This window comes from Thiomonas sp. OC7 (assembly GCF_900634595.1).
Taxonomy (GTDB): Bacteria; Pseudomonadota; Gammaproteobacteria; order Burkholderiales; family Burkholderiaceae_C; genus Thiomonas; species Thiomonas arsenitoxydans.
On sequence record NZ_LR131953.1, the window covers coordinates 2,011,001 to 2,026,554 of the forward strand.

At 64.2% G+C, this 15,554-nt stretch carries 19 protein-coding genes; 13 read left to right on the forward strand and 6 right to left on the reverse strand.

The window, feature by feature from the left end:
* Positions 1-26 precede the first annotated feature (26 nt).
* The 8 genes from cls (at position 27) to hprK (ending at position 6,783) form a co-directional block, all read left to right on the forward strand.
* On the forward strand, positions 27-1,469 hold the full coding sequence (gene cls, locus BIO17B3_RS09630; RefSeq protein WP_013104182.1) for a cardiolipin synthase: 1,443 nt from the start codon (positions 27-29) through the stop codon (positions 1,467-1,469).
* Positions 1,470-1,547: 78 nt separating this feature from the next.
* Positions 1,548-1,937, forward strand: a complete 390-nt coding sequence (gene gloA / locus BIO17B3_RS09635) for a lactoylglutathione lyase (protein ID WP_156053872.1) — start codon at positions 1,548-1,550, stop codon at positions 1,935-1,937.
* Positions 1,938-1,994: 57 nt separating this feature from the next.
* The gene (locus tag BIO17B3_RS09640) at positions 1,995-2,327 is read left to right on the forward strand and encodes a multidrug efflux SMR transporter (RefSeq protein WP_013104184.1); all 333 of its coding nucleotides are present in this window, start codon (positions 1,995-1,997) and stop codon (positions 2,325-2,327) included.
* A 143-nt stretch (positions 2,328-2,470) separates the two neighbouring features.
* The gene (locus tag BIO17B3_RS09645; RefSeq protein ID WP_156053873.1) at positions 2,471-3,271 is read left to right on the forward strand and encodes a transcriptional initiation protein Tat; all 801 of its coding nucleotides are present in this window, start codon (positions 2,471-2,473) and stop codon (positions 3,269-3,271) included.
* A 61-nt stretch (positions 3,272-3,332) separates the two neighbouring features.
* A complete protein-coding gene (locus BIO17B3_RS09650; protein WP_013104186.1) occupies positions 3,333-4,364 on the forward strand; it encodes a substrate-binding domain-containing protein in 1,032 nt (343 codons plus the stop codon).
* 434 nt (positions 4,365-4,798) lie between these two features.
* Positions 4,799-5,131 (forward strand): ribosome hibernation-promoting factor, HPF/YfiA family, encoded by a 333-nt coding sequence (gene hpf / locus BIO17B3_RS09655; RefSeq protein ID WP_013104188.1) that lies wholly within the window; start codon positions 4,799-4,801, stop codon positions 5,129-5,131.
* A gap of 128 nt (positions 5,132-5,259) precedes the next feature.
* The gene (gene ptsN, locus BIO17B3_RS09660; RefSeq protein ID WP_013104189.1) at positions 5,260-5,730 is read left to right on the forward strand and encodes a PTS IIA-like nitrogen regulatory protein PtsN; all 471 of its coding nucleotides are present in this window, start codon (positions 5,260-5,262) and stop codon (positions 5,728-5,730) included.
* 99 nt (positions 5,731-5,829) lie between these two features.
* Positions 5,830-6,783: an HPr(Ser) kinase/phosphatase gene (gene hprK / locus BIO17B3_RS09665; RefSeq protein ID WP_013121858.1), complete on the forward strand. Its 954-nt coding sequence runs from the start codon at positions 5,830-5,832 to the stop codon at positions 6,781-6,783.
* Positions 6,784-6,831: 48 nt separating this feature from the next.
* Here the strand turns inward: hprK and fur are convergent, their stop codons facing one another.
* Positions 6,832-7,311 carry a ferric iron uptake transcriptional regulator gene (gene fur / locus BIO17B3_RS09670; RefSeq protein WP_156053874.1) on the reverse strand — a complete coding sequence of 160 codons (480 nt, stop codon included), beginning with the start codon at positions 7,309-7,311 and terminating at the stop codon, positions 6,832-6,834.
* A gap of 141 nt (positions 7,312-7,452) precedes the next feature.
* Between fur and BIO17B3_RS09675 the strand changes: the two genes are divergently transcribed.
* The 4 genes from BIO17B3_RS09675 to BIO17B3_RS09690 are packed head-to-tail and all read left to right on the forward strand — an operon-like array spanning position 7,453 to position 10,017.
* Positions 7,453-8,052, forward strand: a complete 600-nt coding sequence (locus tag BIO17B3_RS09675) for an outer membrane protein assembly factor BamE (RefSeq protein ID WP_232054250.1) — start codon at positions 7,453-7,455, stop codon at positions 8,050-8,052.
* A 23-nt stretch (positions 8,053-8,075) separates the two neighbouring features.
* On the forward strand, positions 8,076-8,897 hold the full coding sequence (gene dapB / locus BIO17B3_RS09680) for a 4-hydroxy-tetrahydrodipicolinate reductase (protein ID WP_156053876.1): 822 nt from the start codon (positions 8,076-8,078) through the stop codon (positions 8,895-8,897).
* 7 nt (positions 8,898-8,904) lie between these two features.
* The gene (locus BIO17B3_RS09685; protein WP_156053877.1) at positions 8,905-9,558 is read left to right on the forward strand and encodes a MotA/TolQ/ExbB proton channel family protein; all 654 of its coding nucleotides are present in this window, start codon (positions 8,905-8,907) and stop codon (positions 9,556-9,558) included.
* Between the two features lie 12 nt (positions 9,559-9,570).
* A complete protein-coding gene (locus tag BIO17B3_RS09690; RefSeq protein ID WP_156053878.1) occupies positions 9,571-10,017 on the forward strand; it encodes a biopolymer transporter ExbD in 447 nt (148 codons plus the stop codon).
* A 6-nt stretch (positions 10,018-10,023) separates the two neighbouring features.
* Here BIO17B3_RS09690 and BIO17B3_RS09695 read toward each other — a convergent pair whose 3' ends face one another.
* Positions 10,024-10,362 carry a cytochrome c gene (locus BIO17B3_RS09695; protein ID WP_232054251.1) on the reverse strand — a complete coding sequence of 113 codons (339 nt, stop codon included), beginning with the start codon at positions 10,360-10,362 and terminating at the stop codon, positions 10,024-10,026.
* A gap of 302 nt (positions 10,363-10,664) precedes the next feature.
* Positions 10,665-12,491 carry a diguanylate cyclase gene (locus BIO17B3_RS09700; RefSeq protein ID WP_232054252.1) on the reverse strand — a complete coding sequence of 609 codons (1,827 nt, stop codon included), beginning with the start codon at positions 12,489-12,491 and terminating at the stop codon, positions 10,665-10,667.
* Between the two features lie 159 nt (positions 12,492-12,650).
* On the opposite strand from BIO17B3_RS09700, the gene BIO17B3_RS09705 reads away from it, so the two are divergent.
* The gene (locus BIO17B3_RS09705) at positions 12,651-13,289 is read left to right on the forward strand and encodes an MBL fold metallo-hydrolase (RefSeq protein ID WP_156053880.1); all 639 of its coding nucleotides are present in this window, start codon (positions 12,651-12,653) and stop codon (positions 13,287-13,289) included.
* A 1-nt stretch (position 13,290) separates the two neighbouring features.
* Here the strand turns inward: BIO17B3_RS09705 and BIO17B3_RS09710 are convergent, their stop codons facing one another.
* The 3 genes from BIO17B3_RS09710 to BIO17B3_RS09720 all read right to left on the reverse strand — a co-directional run bounded on the left by BIO17B3_RS09710 (position 13,291) and on the right by BIO17B3_RS09720 (position 15,530).
* Positions 13,291-14,550, reverse strand: a complete 1,260-nt coding sequence (locus tag BIO17B3_RS09710; protein ID WP_156053881.1) for an OmpP1/FadL family transporter — start codon at positions 14,548-14,550, stop codon at positions 13,291-13,293.
* Between the two features lie 159 nt (positions 14,551-14,709).
* Positions 14,710-15,042 carry a BON domain-containing protein gene (locus BIO17B3_RS09715; protein ID WP_013121870.1) on the reverse strand — a complete coding sequence of 111 codons (333 nt, stop codon included), beginning with the start codon at positions 15,040-15,042 and terminating at the stop codon, positions 14,710-14,712.
* Between the two features lie 11 nt (positions 15,043-15,053).
* Positions 15,054-15,530, reverse strand: coding sequence for a DUF6691 family protein (locus tag BIO17B3_RS09720; protein WP_156053882.1), 477 nt, complete (start codon positions 15,528-15,530; stop codon positions 15,054-15,056).
* Between the last annotated feature and the right edge of the window lie 24 nt (positions 15,531-15,554).

A 15,554-nucleotide genomic window follows, 5' to 3' on the forward strand; every position in this document is an offset into this window, starting at 1 on the left:
GCGGGTGTGAACCCGGCTAGCTTCGCATGACGCCCCTGCTCTTCCTGCTGCTGCACCTCACGCTGACGTTGACCTGCGCGGCGCATGTGCTGCTGCGCGCGCATCGTCAGCCCGAGTCGCGGGTGGCCTGGTTGCTCATGCTGGTGGCCTTTCCCTACCTCGGCGTTCTGGCCTATCTGTTGTTTGGCACGACCCAGATCGGCCGTCGACGGGCCGAGCGGCTGAGCGCCGTCGCCCGCGGCCTGCCCCGTCCTGAAACCGCCCCCGGCTGGCCGACAAACGCCGCGCTGCCGCCCGACCAAGACGCGCCGCTGTTCCGCCTCGGCACATCGATCAGCGGCTACCCGGCGGTCGGCGGCAACCGCGCCGAACTGATGGCCGACTCGAACGCCGCCATCGCCCGCATCGTGGCCGACATCGACGCGGCGCAGTACAGCGTGCACCTGCTCTTCTATATCTGGCTGGACGATGGCAACGGCCGCCGCGTGGCCGATGCCCTGCGCCGCGCCGCCGCGCGCGGCGTGAGCTGCCGCGCCCTGGTGGACGACCTCGGATCGCACGCGTTCATCCGCAGCGCGCAGTGGCCTGCGCTGGTCGCCGCTGGCGTGCAGGTGCTGCGGGCGCTGCCCGTGGGCAATCCGCTGCTGCGCGCGCTGCGGGGTCGCATCGACCTGCGCAATCACCGCAAGATCGTCGTCATCGACAACCGCCTGAGCTACAGCGGCAGCCAGAACTGCGCCGACCCCGCCTTCCTGCCCAAGGCGAAATACGGCCCCTGGGTCGATCTGTTCGTGCGCTTCGAAGGCCCGGTGGTGCGCCAGAACCAGCACCTCTTCGCCACGGACTGGATGGGCAACGACGGCGACGACCTCACCGCCCTGCTGGTCGAGCCCTTGCCGCAAATCCAAAACGGTCAAGACGGCTTCGTCGCCCAGGTCATCGCCACCGGCCCCACCGACCGAAGGGCCGCCATGCCCGAACTGTTCGAGTCGCTCATCTTCGCTGCGCGGCATGAGCTGGTCATCACCACGCCGTATTACGTGCCCGTGCCCGCGCTGCAGGCCGCGCTGTGCGCCGCGGCCAACCGCGGCGTGTCGGCCACGCTCATCCTCCCCGCCCGCAACGACGACTTCGCCGTGGCCGCCACTTCGCGCAGCCATTACCGCGCCCTGCTCGAAGCCGGGGTGCGCATTTACGAGTTCAGTCCCGGGTTGCTGCACACCAAGTCCATCACCGTAGACGGCCATCTCAGCCTCATCGGCTCGGCCAATATGGACCGGCGCAGCTTTGACCTGAACTACGAAAACAACATCCTGCTGCTCGACGCCGCGATCACCGCGGCATTACGCGAAAGGCAGGAGCAGTATCTCGCCAGTAGCCGCCGCATCACCCTGGACGAAGTGGCCGCCTGGAGCGCGCCCAGGCAACTGTGGCAGAACGCTCTGGCCATCGTCGGCCCCATTCTGTAGGTCGAGTCACGCTGCCGCGAGCGCGTCGCCCGACCGCGCGCTACGCTTTGGGGCCCGATCTTTTTCACAGGATTTCTCATGCGTTTTCTCCACACCATGCTGCGCGTCGGCGATCTGCAGCGCTCCATCGATTTCTACACCCAGGTCATCGGCATGAAGCTGCTGCGCACCACCGACCGCCCCGAGCAGAAATACAGCCTGGCCTTTCTCGGCTTCGAGCCCAACCCGGCGCAGGCCGAACTCGAGCTGACCTACAACTACGGCGTCGATCACTACGACCTGGGCACCGCCTACGGCCACATCGCTCTGGGCGTGGACGATGCCGCCGCGGCCTGCGCACGCATCAAGGCAGCCGGTGGCAAGGTCACCCGCGAGGCCGGCCCGGTTGCCGGGGGCAGCACCATCATCGCCTTTGTGCAAGACCCGGACGGCTACAAGATCGAGCTGATTCAGCGCGGTACGTTGTGAGCCGGGCAGGCGCCCCATCCGGCCGAAGCTGACACGTCCGGCCGCTATGCTCGTTCCATGCAATCCTGGTTATTTCTGTTCGGCGCGATAGCGGCCGAGGTGATCGGCACCACCGCGCTCAAGGCCACGCACGGCTTCACGCGTCTGGCCCCTTCGGTGGTGGTCGTGGCGGCTTACGCCCTGGCGTTTTACCTGCTGTCACGCACCATGCAGACCATTCCGATGAGCATTTCCTATGCCGTCTGGTCGGGCGTGGGCATCGTGCTCATCACCCTGATCGGCTATGTGGTTTATCACCAGTCGCTCGACTTGCCCGCGCTCGTCGGGCTGGGGCTGATTCTCGCCGGGGTGCTGGTCATCCACCTGTTCTCCAAATCGGTGGCGCATTAAGCCCCAAGGCGGGCAGTCGCGGCTGAAATCTATCGATTCGATCGATGCATATGATTTCAAATAATCGTTTGTCTTTATGAATTCGGCCTCATAAGCTCTGGGTCAACGCGGGTTTTCCCGCGCATGTCACAAGGAGCTTTTGTATGTCGACTCACAGTCCCGTTCAACCGTCGCGCCGCCTGGCGCTGCAATCCACTCTCGTTGCGGGCCTCGGCCTGACGGCGCTGGGCGCAAAAACGGCCCAGGCCGCTTCGGCGCAAGAGCGCTTCATGCCGCAAGGCGCCAGCACGCTGGCCGAGCTCGGCAAAAAACTGGCCGCCGCCCCGCGTCGCCGCGACTTCAAGACCACGCAAATGGTCCTGGAAAACCGCGACGAGTGGGATGCCGAGGCCCTTGATCTGGTGCTGGCCTACGCCGGTCAGCCCAAGCAAGTGTGGAACAACACCAATCTGGAGGGGCCATGGCTCAACCTCATGCGCAACTCGATGAACGCGCAGATCTGGTCGTTCAAGCATCCCGATTTTCTGGCCGTCTCGGCTACGCACGGCTCGGCGCACCTCGCGCTGTATGACGATGCGCTGTGGGCCAAATACCAGTTGGGCAGCCTGACCAAGGGCAAGGCCAAGACCAATACCTGGATCAAGACTTCTCTCGCTGCCGATGCCGACCCCAAATCGGTCGAAGACCCTAAGGGCGTGTATTCCCCGGCCGACAACAGCATCACCGTGCTGCAAGAACGCGGCGCCGTGTTTCTGGCCTGCCACAACGCCATCTGGGAGCTCACCGGGCATCTGCACGCCATCGGTCACAACCCCGACAAGGTCTCGCACGCGCAGATGGCTGCCGAATTCACCAACCATCTGATTCCCGGCGCCGTGCTCACGCCCGGCATCGTGGGCACGCTGGTCGAGCTTGAAAACGCGGGCTATCGCTACGCCGGCTGAGCGTTCGCTGCTTACCCGGCCGCCTTAATCCATCCCTCGAAACCTATAAAAGGAGACTTTCATGCGTCGTATCCCTCTCGCCACAGGCACCCCCTTGCTGGCCGCGCTGCTGCTGGCCTTGCCGGTGCTCGCCAACGCACAACAGGTGCAACAGGCCGACACCGGCTGGCAGGGCAAAGTGCATGCCCCGCAATACAAGGAAACCATTTTCCCGCCCTGGCAGCACGGCGCCAACAACCCCGCGCTGAACAAGGGCCTGGAATTCACCGTTCCGGAGGTCAACGATCTGCCCGACTTTCACGGCGATCTCGATCATCCCAAGCTGGTGATCTTCGTGGCCGGTAACTACTACTTCGCCATGGCGCCGCTTGTGCAGGCCTTCGAGAAAGAGCATCCCGACTTCAAGGGCCGTGTGTTCTACGAAACCCTACCTCCCGGCATTCTGCTCAAGCAGATGAAAGCGGGCGGCACGATCACCGTGGGCAATATGACCTGGACGGTCAAGCCCGATGTGTATGCCGCCGGGCTGAAAAAGATCGAGGCCGGCATTCACGACGGCGTGCTCACCGGCAAAGCCATTTCCTATGTGAGTAACGACCTCACCATCATGGTGCCCAAAGGCAATCCGGCGCATATCACCGGGCTGGCCGATCTGGGCAAGCCGGGCGTCACCCTGTCCATGCCCAATCCCGCCTGGGAAGGCGTGGCGCGGCAGATCGAGGCCTCGCTGAAAAAGGCCGGGGGCGATGCGCTGGAACAGGCGGTCTATGACACCAAGGTGAAGAATGGCGAGACCACGCTCACCCACATCCACCATCGCCAGACGCCGCTTTATCTCATGCAGGGCGTGGCGCAGGCCGGTGTGACCTGGAAGTCAGAAGCCATCTTCCAGGAACAGGCGGGTCACCCCATCAGCAACGTGCCCATTCCCGCCGATCAAAACACCACGGCGATCTACGCCGCCGCAGTGGTCAAGGGCGCCGCGCACCCGAAGGCCGGTCTGATGTGGGCGGAATTCCTGCGCTCCCCCACGGCGCTGAAAATTTTTGAGCGCTACGACTTCAAGCCGGTGTCGGCCCACAAGCCCGGCTGAGCGGGCTCTCCAGAAACTCGCCGGGCCGCCCCCAGAGTTTCTTGCCCCTTAAGGGGGAGATCCGAGCGTAGCGACGGATTTCGGGGTGGGCTCCATTTCATAAATTGGCTCTTCATGCGCCCCCGCCGCAAGGCCGGGGCGATTTTTTCGTCTCGTGCAGCGCGTCCGCCTCACTGTGGCCGGCAAAGTGTGAGCCTTCAAGTGTGAACATTTGCACGTTTTGGCGACTGTCAGCAAAAACCCGGTGAAGAGATCGGGAGTGGGCTTGATTTTGGCGGGGGGCGGTAGCACACTGAATCTGACAGATCAATCACAACCGCGCACCGGACAAGCGCCGCAGCGCACAACACAGGAGGTCGAACCACCCTACACATCGTCCCGGCAAGGCGCCCAGCCCTGCTGTTTCTTTTCTTTCCGAAATCAGGAGCCTCACTATGAATCTGACCATCAGCGGCCACCATTTGGATGTCACCCCCTCCCTGCGCAGTTATGTCGAAAGCAAGCTCGATCGCGTGGTGCGGCACTTCGATCAAGTGGTGAATGTGAACGTGCTACTCAGTGTGGAAAAACTCAAAGAAAAGGAAAAGCGCCAACGTGCCGAATGCAATCTGATGGTCAAGGGCAAATCGATCTTCTGTGAAAGTCAAGACGAAGACCTCTACGCGGCCATCGACACCTTGGTCGACAAGCTGGACCGGCAGGTGGTCGAGCACAAGAACCGCTTGCGCGATCACCAGGCCACTGCGGGCAAACACTTGGCGAGTTGATCGCTACTTACTGATGTTCGCCCTTGCCGCGAATCCTCAACGGAGTTTCCGGGCTGGATTCGCGGTGAGTACGAACTGCCGCAAAACCCGTTTAAACTCGCTGTCCTCTTTGGCCCAAGCGTGATCCCATGAACCGTCTTGCCCAGATTTTGCCGCCGACCCATGTGCAACTCGACGTGGACGTCAGCAGCAAAAAACGCGCGTTTGAATACGCCGGACTGCTGTTTGAAAACAGCCTTGGACTCAACCGGGCGCTGATTACCGACAATCTGTTCGCCCGCGAGCGGCTGGGCTCCACCGGGCTCGGTCAGGGCGTGGCGATTCCGCATGGGCGCATCAAAGGGCTCAAGCAACCGAGCGCCGCTGTCATTCGCCTGCGTCAGCCCATCGCCTTCGAGGCGCCGGACAACCAGCCGGTGTCACTGTTGGTGGTGCTGCTGGTGCCCGAAAGCGCGAATGCCAAGCACCTCGAGCTGCTGTCGGCCATCGCAGAAATGCTCTCCGATACCGATCTGCGCGAACAACTCCTGAGCGAGGCCGACGCCGCCGTGCTGCATCACCGCATCAGCGCCTGGGCGCCTTTGCAAACCGCAGCATGAGTCTCAGTGGCGTCACCATTGGCGTCATCAGGGGTGCAGTAAGGCGCTACCACCCGCGCCGCTGGTCCGACACAGTCGCCATGATCTTCCCCGCCTGATTTGAAAGCTTCCACCCTCGCCGCCGAACGCCTGTTCGAGGCCAATGCCGCGCAGCTCATGTGGCAATGGATCGCCGGGCAGAGCAACCCCGAGCGTCGCTTCGACATGGCCGCCGTCGAGGGGGCGACTTCCGGCGCAGATCTGGTGGGGTATCTGAATTACATCCACCCCTTTCGCGTACAGATCCTGGGCTGGCGCGAGGTTGATTACCTCAACAACTCCAACCAGGAAGACCGTCTGCGGCGCATACGCCGCATCATCGGACTGGAGCCGCCGGCGCTGGTGCTGGCCGACGGCAAAGAGCCACCGCCCTGTCTGATCGACGAATGCAACGCGGCGCAGGTGCCGCTGTTTCGCACCGCGGAGACGGCCGCCTTCACCATCGACGTGCTGCGCGCCTATTTGTCCAAGCACTTCGCCAACCGCGTCACCCAGCACGGCGTGTTCATGGACATTCTCGGTCTGGGCGTGCTCATCACTGGCGAGTCCGGCCTGGGCAAGAGCGAGCTGGGGCTGGATCTCATAACGCGGGGTCACGGCCTGGTGGCTGACGATTGCGTGGACCTGCTGCGCGTGGCGCAGAACACCATCGAGGGCCGCTGTCCGCCGCTGTTGCAGAACCTGCTGGAAGTGCGCGGTATCGGTCTGCTCGATATCAAGACCATTTTTGGTGAGACCGCGGTGCGCCGCAAAATGCGGCTCAAGCTCATCTGCCACCTGATTCGCCGCGATGTGCTCGACCGCAACTTCGACCGTCTGCCCGCAGGCAATCTGGAAGAAGATGTGCTGGGTGTGCCGATTCGAAAGGTGATGATCCCGGTGGAAGCCGGACGCAACCTCGGCGTGCTGGTCGAGTCAGCCGTGCGCAACACCATTCTGCAACTTCGGGGTATCGACACCCTGAGCGAATTTCAGGAACGCCAGCGCCAAGCCATGCGCGATGGGGACGACTGAAGGGTGACTGAATGGCAACTGAGCGGGGCGACGGAGCGAACCTAATAGCTATTCGTGCTCTGGCGGACGTGCCGCAAGCGGCGTGTGATCCGCCTTGTTGTAGTGCGGGCAAGTGGCCTTTTTGGCGCAGCTCGCGTAGAGCGAGAGCGAATGTTCCTGCAACTCGAAGCCGTGCTCCGTGGCGATTTTTTTCTGCCGCCGCTCGATCTCAGGATCGAAAAACTCCACCACCCGACCGCAGTCCAGGCACACCAGATGGTCGTGGTGCGTGCCTTCGTTGATCTCGAACACCGACTTGCCCGACTCGAAGTTGCTGCGCAGCAAAATGCCGGCCTGCTCGAACTGGGTCAGCACGCGGTACACCGTGGCCAGACCAATGTCTTGCTGCTCATCGAGCAGCACGCGGTACACGTCTTCCGCCGTCATGTGGCGCTGCGTGCCCTTTTGAAAAATCTCCAGAATGCGCAGGCGCGGCTGAGTGACTTTCAGACCGGTATTGCGCAAACCTTGTGCATTGCTCTGAGCCATGGGGGAGAGGGCCGTATTCAGTAGAATGCGCCGATGTTAAACGACCCCGGCCGCGTTGACCACGCGAGAGTCCCGATGCGGTTTTACTCTGTTTTTCGTTTCTCTGAACACGCTTTTGCTCAGGCGTCCTCCCGGGCGGATTTGCGGCGAGGGCTTGCCACTGCGGCGCTGTGCTGCCTGACCTTGCTGGGCGGTTGCAGCACCACAACCACCCAGCACGATCTCACGTCGATATTCAAGCCCTACCGCGCCGATGTGATTCAGGGAAATTTCGTCTCGCGTGAAATGGCCGAGGAGCTCAAGCCCGGCATGACCAAGGAACAGGTGCAAGCCATCATGGGGACGCCCCTGCTCAAGACGGTCTTCAATCAGAACCGTTGGGAATATGTGTTCAGCCTGCGTCAGGGCTATCACGCCCCCATCGTGCGCCGCTACACCGTGTATTTCGACAAGGACGGCAAGATGGTGCGCGCCGACGGCGATCCGTTGCCTTCCGAGCAGGAGTTCGTCGCGCAGATCAACACCCTGCGCGATGGCGGCAGCAAACCCAAGTCGCTGACCGAGGCGCAGCTGCAGGCCGAAATCGCCGCTGCGGACAAGAAGTTTGCGCAAACCAAGCGTCCGCCGGCCGCCGCCTCGCAGCCCGGCAATCTGACGGTTTACGCACCGCCGGCCGAGATTGCCGAGTTGCAAAAGGCTGCGCCGCCCGCTGCGGCTTCCTCTTCCGCTGGCAATCCTTGACCTCTTCTGAGAGGCTTTCGCGCATGAGCACATCGTCTGCAGAAACGCATCGCATCGCCATTGCCGGCGCTAGCGGCCGCATGGGCCGCACGCTCGTCGAGGCCGTCCTGGCCGCGCCGGATTGCAGCATCGGCGCCGCGCTCGACATGCCGGGCAGCCCGGCGCTCGGGCAGGACGCCGGGGCGTTTGCTGGGGTGCACACTGGCGTGGCCATCCGCTCCGATCTTTACGCCGCGCTGCAGCACGTCCGCTATTTCATCGACTTCACCCGGCCTGAAGGCACCATGGCGCATCTGGCCGCGTGCGAGGCGGCGGGGGTGGCCATGGTCATCGGCACCACGGGCTTCGACGAGGCGCAGCTCGCGCGCATCCGCATCGCATCGCAGCGCAGCGCCATTGTCATGGCGCCCAATATGAGCATCGGCGTGAACGTGGTGTTCAAGCTGCTGGAGCAGGCGGCGCGCGCGCTGGCGCAGGGTTATGACATCGAGATCATCGAAGCCCATCATCGCCACAAGGTGGACGCGCCTTCGGGCACCGCGCTGAAAATGGGCGAGGTCGTCGCGGGTGCGCTCGGGCGCGACCTCAAGCAATGCGCCGTCTATGGCCGCGAAGGCGTCACCGGCGAACGCGACCCGTCCACCATCGGCTTCGCCACCGTGCGCGGCGGCGACATCGTGGGCGACCATACCGTGCTGTTCGCGGGCACGGGCGAGCGCATCGAAATCACCCACAAGTCGAGCAGCCGCGCCACTTACGCCCAGGGCAGCCTGCGCGCCGTGCGCTTTCTCGCCGCCAAATCCCACGGCCTGTTCGACATGCAGGACGTGCTGGGCTTGAACTGAGTCACCCATGGGAGGGCTCGCACAGTTCTGGCAGCAGGGTGACGCGCTCAGCCATCTGGTCACGCTCGTGCTGCTGGCGATGTCGGTGGCGAGCTGGTTTGTCATTTTGTGGAAAGCGGCCTTGCTCTGGCGGGCCACGCGTCGTGTGCCCGCGGGTATTGCGGCGTATTGGGGCGCCGCGTCCCCTTTGCAGGCCGCAGCGGCTACGCAGAGCACCGACCCCGACGGTCTGTCCAGCCTGATGGCCGAGACCGCCTCCAGGCTGGCGCGGCCCGATACCGCGCATCGCTGGCAGTCGCATGAAGACCGCGTCACCCGCGAATTGCGCGAGGCTTTGCAGGCGGCGCAGCGGCGTCTGCAAGCGGGCCATGTGCTGCTGGCCAGTGTGGGCAGCACCGCCCCGTTCGTCGGCCTGTTCGGCACGGTCTGGGGCATCTATCACGCCCTCACGGCCATTGCAGCGAGCGGGCAGATCAGCGTGGACAAAGTGGCTGGGCCGGTAGGCGAAACCCTCATCATGACCGCCGCGGGCCTGGCCGTGGCCATTCCCGCCGTGCTGGCCTACAACGCGCTGAGCAAGCGGGCGCGCCGCGTGCAGGGTGCGCTTGAAGGGTTTGCGCATGATCTGCAGCGCCTGCTGGCGGCCAGCCCCGTTCTTTGAATTGCGCGCGCCATGAGCTTCGGCAGTTTTGATCAGGGCGACGAAGGCGAAGCGATGAGCGACATCAATATGACGCCGCTGATCGACGTCATGCTGGTGCTGCTGGTGATTTTCATCATCACCGCACCGCTGCTCACCGGCAGTCTCAAGCTCGATCTGCCCAAGGTCGATGCCCCCGCCGCGCAACAGACGCCAACGGTGCTGAATGTCGGGTTGCGCAAGGATGGGCAGCTTTATCTGGCCGACCAAACCATCACCCTGGCGCAGCTCACGGCGCGTTTTACCACCGCCGCGCAACAGTCGCCCAAGACCGAGGTGCACATCAGCGCCGACGCCGCCGTGCCCTACGGCGATGTCGCCCGGGTCATGGGGGCCGCGCAAAACGCGGGACTGAGCCGCATCGGCCTCATCACCCAGCCGCCTGCGGGACACAGGCCCGGCGCGGCCTCGGCGCCCTAGCAGACCTTACTTGAACTTGTAGTAAGTCTGGTTGAGGTAGGCGGCGATGTCTTTCACCTCTTCCGGAAACAGGTCGTGGTTGAGCTGGGTGACGCACATCTGGGTGAACGCCATCAGTTGCTGCGGGTTGTGCACCTTGCGGTCGGCGCGGGTGTACATCGCCGAGGACGAGCCCATCATCCGCTGGGCATGACAGGCGGCGCATTTGAGATTGTCGTAATACTTCTGGCCCTGCGCGATATTGGCGCCGACGAACTGCGGCGGAACCGCCTCCGCAGCCTGCGCCAGTGGCCACGCCGCATCCAGCACAGCAAGCAGGCCGAAGGTGGCGAGGGATCGCCGCATTTGTCGCATCGGTCGAATCATCGTTGTCTCCCCTGTTATTTGTTGAGACTTTAGTGTGCGGGTTGCGGCCGGGCTTGTCTACAGCAGCCCTGCTGCGTACAGGGGAAACGTCGGCTCTCAAGGAAACGCAGGGCCGCCCCAAGTTTCCCTGTCCACCTCGCGGCTTGCAAGCCGCTCGGATTCGGCTCCGTCCAAGCTGCCGCAGGGCAGCTTGGAGCCGCGTGCCTCATCCCCCGCGGGGGGCCTGACGCGAACGCGGCAGGTCTGGAGGCGCTCTCAAGAGTGTCGGCGCAGGAGTCGCTTCAAGACCGCGCCGGGCGGGTGAACTGGAACAGCGAAGTCTGCACGTCGGCCTCCATGTCGGGCTCCCACACGACATAGGTATCGCGTCCGAGGGCCTTGGCGCGATACATCGCCACATCGGCCAGGCGCAGCAACTCCTCCAGCGTTTGCGCATGAGACGGGTATAGCGCCACGCCGATGCTGCCCGAGGCGCGGAACTCCCGCCCGGACAGGGCGTAGGGTGCGCGCAGCCGCTCCAGCGCATGCCGGGCCAGGTTTTCGGCCAGGCGCGGCGAGGGCAGATTGGGCAGTACGACGGCGAACTCATCGCCGCCCAGGCGGGCGCAGACCGCGTCCGGCCCGAAGGCTTCGCGCAGTCGCGCCGAGGTGGCCTGGATCAGCGCGTCGCCTGCGGCGTGGCCGAACTGATCGTTGATGCGCTTGAGGCCGTCGAGATCGAGCCACAGCACGGCGGCAAATGCCTGGCTGTCCTGCGTGCGGTCGAGTTGGCGCTGACCGCTGTCGAATAGGCCGTTGCGGTTGAGCAGGCCGGTGAGCGGGTCTTTGAGCAGCAGATCCTGCAAGCGCGTGGCGCGTTCGCGCAATTGCGCCACGCGCACCGACAGGCCATAGGTCAGCACCAGAGCGAGAAACACCAAAATCCACTGCAGCGCGTCGGAAGTGAGAAAAGTCTCTGGCAGCCAGCCCAGAGTGCGTCCGATGTTGGCAAAGCCGACGATCAGCAGGGGAAACAGACTGAGCAGCAGGATGATGGCCGGCATGAACCGCTGCTGCCAGCGCACCGCCGCGGCCCACGCAATCAGCACCAGCGAGGCCGCCGCGATCAGCTGGGCGGGAACCAGCAGCCATTCGCTATTGGGCAGCAACACCGCCACCGCGAGGGTGATGGCCAGCCATTGCACGATCTGCAGCGCCAGATCGGTACGCGGCGCGTGGCGCGGCAACAGCAGATAGGCGCGGATGAAATACAGCCCTCCGGCGCACATCAACGGCAATCCACCCACCAGGCCGATGCTGTTCCAGACGAGGGTGTCTGGCCAGAGTTGGTGCTGCCCTACGCCCGAAATGGCGAGCATGTAGAACAAAGTGGCCGATTGCCACAGGATGTAGGCGAAATAGGCCCGGTCATGCGTACTCAGAAACAGGAAGGCGTTGTAGATCAGCAGCGCCGCCACCATGCCGTAAAACAAGCCCTGCAGCAGCGCGTCGTCCACCGCGTATTGGCGGAACGCCCCCGCGTTCCACAGGTGAAACTCAGGCGTGAGCGCGCCGTACTGCGCCACGCGAAGCAGCAGCGTGCTGGGTCCTTCGGGCGGCTGGAAGGCGTAGGCGGTGTAACGCGAATGCAAGGCGTCGAGCTGGCCGATGCCCGCGGGGCGCTCACCGCTGGCCTGCGCCAGATCGGCCGGCAGCAGATAAGCCTGCGCCTCACGCCAGACCGGGCGACCCAATTGCAGCACCAGCTGCTCGGGCGACTGCGCGCTGCGAAACAGATGCACCCGCAACCAGAGGGCGTCTTCGCTGATGCCCAGATTGCTGCCGTTGACCGCCTGGAACCGCGCATCGGGCAAGGCGGCCACGGCGCTGGGCTCCAGGCGCTTGCCGTTTTCGCGGTAAACCTGCAGCGAATTTTGCAGATTCTGGCGCCGGAGATCCTGCGGCACCAGAACCACCAACGGGCTCGCATTAGCGCCGAAGGGGGCATCCGCCCAGGCGGGCGCTGACATGGGCGCCGACATCATCAGCACCAGCAGCATGACGGCCTGCAGCAGCATCTGCGCACGCGGCCTCTCGCGTCGATGGGAGTGCAATGACAGGCGAGGCATGGCGGGGCATGGGCGAACTGGCCGGGCGGTCGGAAATGGACGAAATCAGTGTAGGCAGGGGCACAAGTCGCTTCAATCCCTCTCAGCAGGGGGAGGCAGAAGATTCCGCTATAGACTGGATCGCCTGCCCTTTCTGTGTCAAATCATCCGCTTCAAGCCATGCTCCGTTACCGCATTCTCCCGGTCACCGCCTTTGCCCAGAACACCTGTCTCGTGTGGGATGACGCCACGCAGGAGGCGGTTTTCACCGATCCCGGCGGCGAGGTGGATCGTTTGCTGCAGGCGGTGGTCGAGGCCGGCGTGACGCTGCGCGCGGTCTGGCTGACTCACGCGCACATCGACCACGCGGGCGCCGCGGCGGAAGTAGCGCAGCGCGCGGGCGTGCCCATCATCGGCCCGCATCCGGGCGATCAGTTCTGGATCGACGCCCTGCCGCAGCAGGCGCAAAGGTTCGGCTTTCCGCCCGCCAAGACGTTCACGCCCGACCGCTGGCTGGCCGATGGCGACACCCTGCAGCTCGGTTCGCTGCCCTTCACCGTGCGGCATTGCCCGGGCCACACGCCGGGCCATGTGGTGTTCCACCAACCCGAGGCGCGGCGTTGCTGGGTGGGCGATGTGTTGTTCGCCGGGTCGATCGGCCGCACCGATTTTCCCGGCGGCAATCATCAGCAGCTGCTCGACAGCATCACCAGCAAGCTCTGGCCCATGGGCGATGACACGGTGTTCATTCCCGGGCATGGGCCAGAGTCGACCTTCGGCGAAGAACGCCGCAGCAATCCCTACGTCGGCGGAACGTAGATCAAAACTTCCAGCCGACCGACACGCCCAGCGTGTTCTGGTTCATGCGCACGGTTTCCGTCGAGCCCGCCGTGGCGAAGCCGGGCGGCAGCGGGCCGGTCACGCTGTTGTCGAGCGCATGGACGTAATCCACCGAGACTTCCATGTCCTTGCTCACCGCATAGGTGGCGCCGAGGGTGAGGTGGTCTTGGGTAACCGCGGGGGCGATGGTGTTGAGAAAGACCTGTGAACTCTGCACCGGGTTGTCGGCGTGGTTCCAGCCGAAGCGCAGGGTCAGGTCGGGGCTGTACTGGTAGGCCGCGCCGAGCTTGATCACCGTGATGTTCTTCCAGCCGAAAGCCGGGCCGTTGTCCTGGCCGAGCAGGCATTGCTGCTGATAGAAGCAGTCGGCGGTATTGCCGATGGCCTTGACCTTGGCGTAGTTGATGCGCACCACGTCGCCAGCCAGGGTCCACTGCGGTGCGGGCGTCCAGGCAAAGCCCAGGCCGTAGGTTTCGGGAATGTCGAAATGCGCGCCTCCGGCGAACAGTCCGGTGTATTTGCTGAAACTGCTCATGCGGGTTTCGGGCTGCCAGGTGGCGCCCAGAGTGAGGCCGGGGGCCACTGTGCCCGTCCAGCCCAGCCGCACACCCAAGCCGGTGGAGCTGTCGTGGCCGTTGTCGGTGAGTTTGTCCGGATCAACCGAGTAGGCCTTGAAATTGCTCAGGCCGTTGGCGCGAAAAGTTTGCTTCACCAGGTTGAGGGCGATACCCACGGCGTTGTTGTCGTCGAGCTTCATGGCGAAGGACGGCGAGATGAAAATCTGCTGCAGATCGACCCCGGTGCCCGCTTGCAGGGGCGGAAAAATTTCAGAGTAGCCACTGTTCATGCCGCCGTTGCCGTACATGCTGATGCCGACGGCCATGCGCGGGTTGAGCATCCAGTTCATCCCGATTTCGGGGATGAGAAACAGCGACTGGTCATTGCCCGAATAGGTGCCGGTGATCTGCGTGCCAGCGGCCGGGCCCATGGCCGACCCCAGACTGCCGGTGGTGCTCACGCTGCGGTCGGGCTTGAACAGACTCAGTCCGCCGTCCACGCGGTTGCCGATCAGCGCCATGCCGGCCGGGTTGGTGGCTGCGGCCAGCGCATCCTGCGGCAGGGCGATGCCCACGCCCCCCATGCCGTTGGATTTGATGCTGTAACCCGGCTGAAAGTAACCGTCGGTGGCCTGGGCGGCCGGTGCGGCGAGGCTGGCAAAGACGAACGCAAGTTTTTTCATGGCTCTGGGGGCTGGAAGGGGGAGAAAATCGCCGCAGCCGAAAAGCTGCGGCGAAAACACTCCCGACCCGTCGCGCAGACGGGTGGGCGTGCGAGGAGCGCGACAAGTCGCTGGGGACGGCGCGCAGGCGCCGAATTCGGGGATGGGCGTGAACGGGTGTTAATGCGGCGAGGACGGAGCCCTGCCGGGGTCGATCTGCCAATCGCTGCACACCGCCTGCACCCCTGCCGTGGTGAACACCAGCCATTCCGCATGGGTGCGCAGCTTGGGGTCGCGCAGGGTGCCGCACAGCCGCACCAAGCCTTCCTGAACCTCGATCTGAATGCCGAGGTGGCGCAGAGAAGTCTGGCTCAGCCGCTCCAGCACCTGCGCGCGCAGGCGCTGGTCGGCGTCGTCAGGGGCGGCGGGTAGCGCCGGGCGGGGCGTGTTGGAGCGCGGCCGCTCGGTTCCGGCAGGGCGTAGCGGGTAGCGCATCGGGGAAGTTGTGGACATGAGAGCCTCCTTCAGGGTTTGGCCGTCAGCGGGGCGGCCTTGCGGTTTGTTTGGAGCGGTGCGGTTTGCGATGACTTGGCCGCGGCGCGCTGCCACAGCTCGAAGCCCGCCATGCCGGCCATCATGCTGGCGAAAAACAGCCATTGCGGCGCGTGCAGCGAAGCCAGTGAGGCCAGCGACGGGCCGGGGCACAGCCCGGTCATGCCCCAGCCGATACCGAACACCGCGCTGCCCAGAATCAGCTTGCCGGTGATGCTGCGGGTATCGGGAAAGGCGATGGACTCGCCCAGCAGCGCCTTGCTGCGACGCTGCGCAAGCTGCATGGGCACGAAGGCCACGACGACGGCGGTGACGAGAACCAGCAACAGACTGGGGTCCCAGGCGCCGGCGATATTGAGAAAACCCAGCACCTTGTCGGGGTTGGTCATGCCGGAAAGCAGCACGCCCAGGCCGAACAGCAGGCCGGAGAAAAACGCGAGCTTGTTCATGAGGATCTCCTTGAGAATTCGGGG

Coding starts and splice junctions, on each gene's coding strand:
- BIO17B3_RS09650 (WP_013104186.1), top strand. CDS start 3,333: ATGCGTCGTATCCCTCTCGCCACAGGCACCCCCTTGCTGGCCGCGCTG.
- ptsN (WP_013104189.1), top strand. CDS start 5,260: ATGAACCGTCTTGCCCAGATTTTGCCGCCGACCCATGTGCAACTCGAC.
- dapB (WP_156053876.1), top strand. CDS start 8,076: ATGAGCACATCGTCTGCAGAAACGCATCGCATCGCCATTGCCGGCGCT.
- BIO17B3_RS09695 (WP_232054251.1), bottom strand. CDS start 10,362: ATGCGGCGATCCCTCGCCACCTTCGGCCTGCTTGCTGTGCTGGATGCG.
- hpf (WP_013104188.1), top strand. CDS start 4,799: ATGAATCTGACCATCAGCGGCCACCATTTGGATGTCACCCCCTCCCTG.
- BIO17B3_RS09645 (WP_156053873.1), top strand. CDS start 2,471: ATGTCGACTCACAGTCCCGTTCAACCGTCGCGCCGCCTGGCGCTGCAA.
- gloA (WP_156053872.1), top strand. CDS start 1,548: ATGCGTTTTCTCCACACCATGCTGCGCGTCGGCGATCTGCAGCGCTCC.
- BIO17B3_RS09700 (WP_232054252.1), bottom strand. CDS start 12,491: ATGCCTCGCCTGTCATTGCACTCCCATCGACGCGAGAGGCCGCGTGCG.
- BIO17B3_RS09705 (WP_156053880.1), top strand. CDS start 12,651: ATGCTCCGTTACCGCATTCTCCCGGTCACCGCCTTTGCCCAGAACACC.
- cls (WP_013104182.1), top strand. CDS start 27: ATGACGCCCCTGCTCTTCCTGCTGCTGCACCTCACGCTGACGTTGACC.
- BIO17B3_RS09715 (WP_013121870.1), bottom strand. CDS start 15,042: ATGTCCACAACTTCCCCGATGCGCTACCCGCTACGCCCTGCCGGAACC.
- BIO17B3_RS09720 (WP_156053882.1), bottom strand. CDS start 15,530: ATGAACAAGCTCGCGTTTTTCTCCGGCCTGCTGTTCGGCCTGGGCGTG.
- fur (WP_156053874.1), bottom strand. CDS start 7,311: ATGGCTCAGAGCAATGCACAAGGTTTGCGCAATACCGGTCTGAAAGTC.
- BIO17B3_RS09685 (WP_156053877.1), top strand. CDS start 8,905: ATGGGAGGGCTCGCACAGTTCTGGCAGCAGGGTGACGCGCTCAGCCAT.
- BIO17B3_RS09690 (WP_156053878.1), top strand. CDS start 9,571: ATGAGCTTCGGCAGTTTTGATCAGGGCGACGAAGGCGAAGCGATGAGC.
- BIO17B3_RS09640 (WP_013104184.1), top strand. CDS start 1,995: ATGCAATCCTGGTTATTTCTGTTCGGCGCGATAGCGGCCGAGGTGATC.
- BIO17B3_RS09710 (WP_156053881.1), bottom strand. CDS start 14,550: ATGAAAAAACTTGCGTTCGTCTTTGCCAGCCTCGCCGCACCGGCCGCC.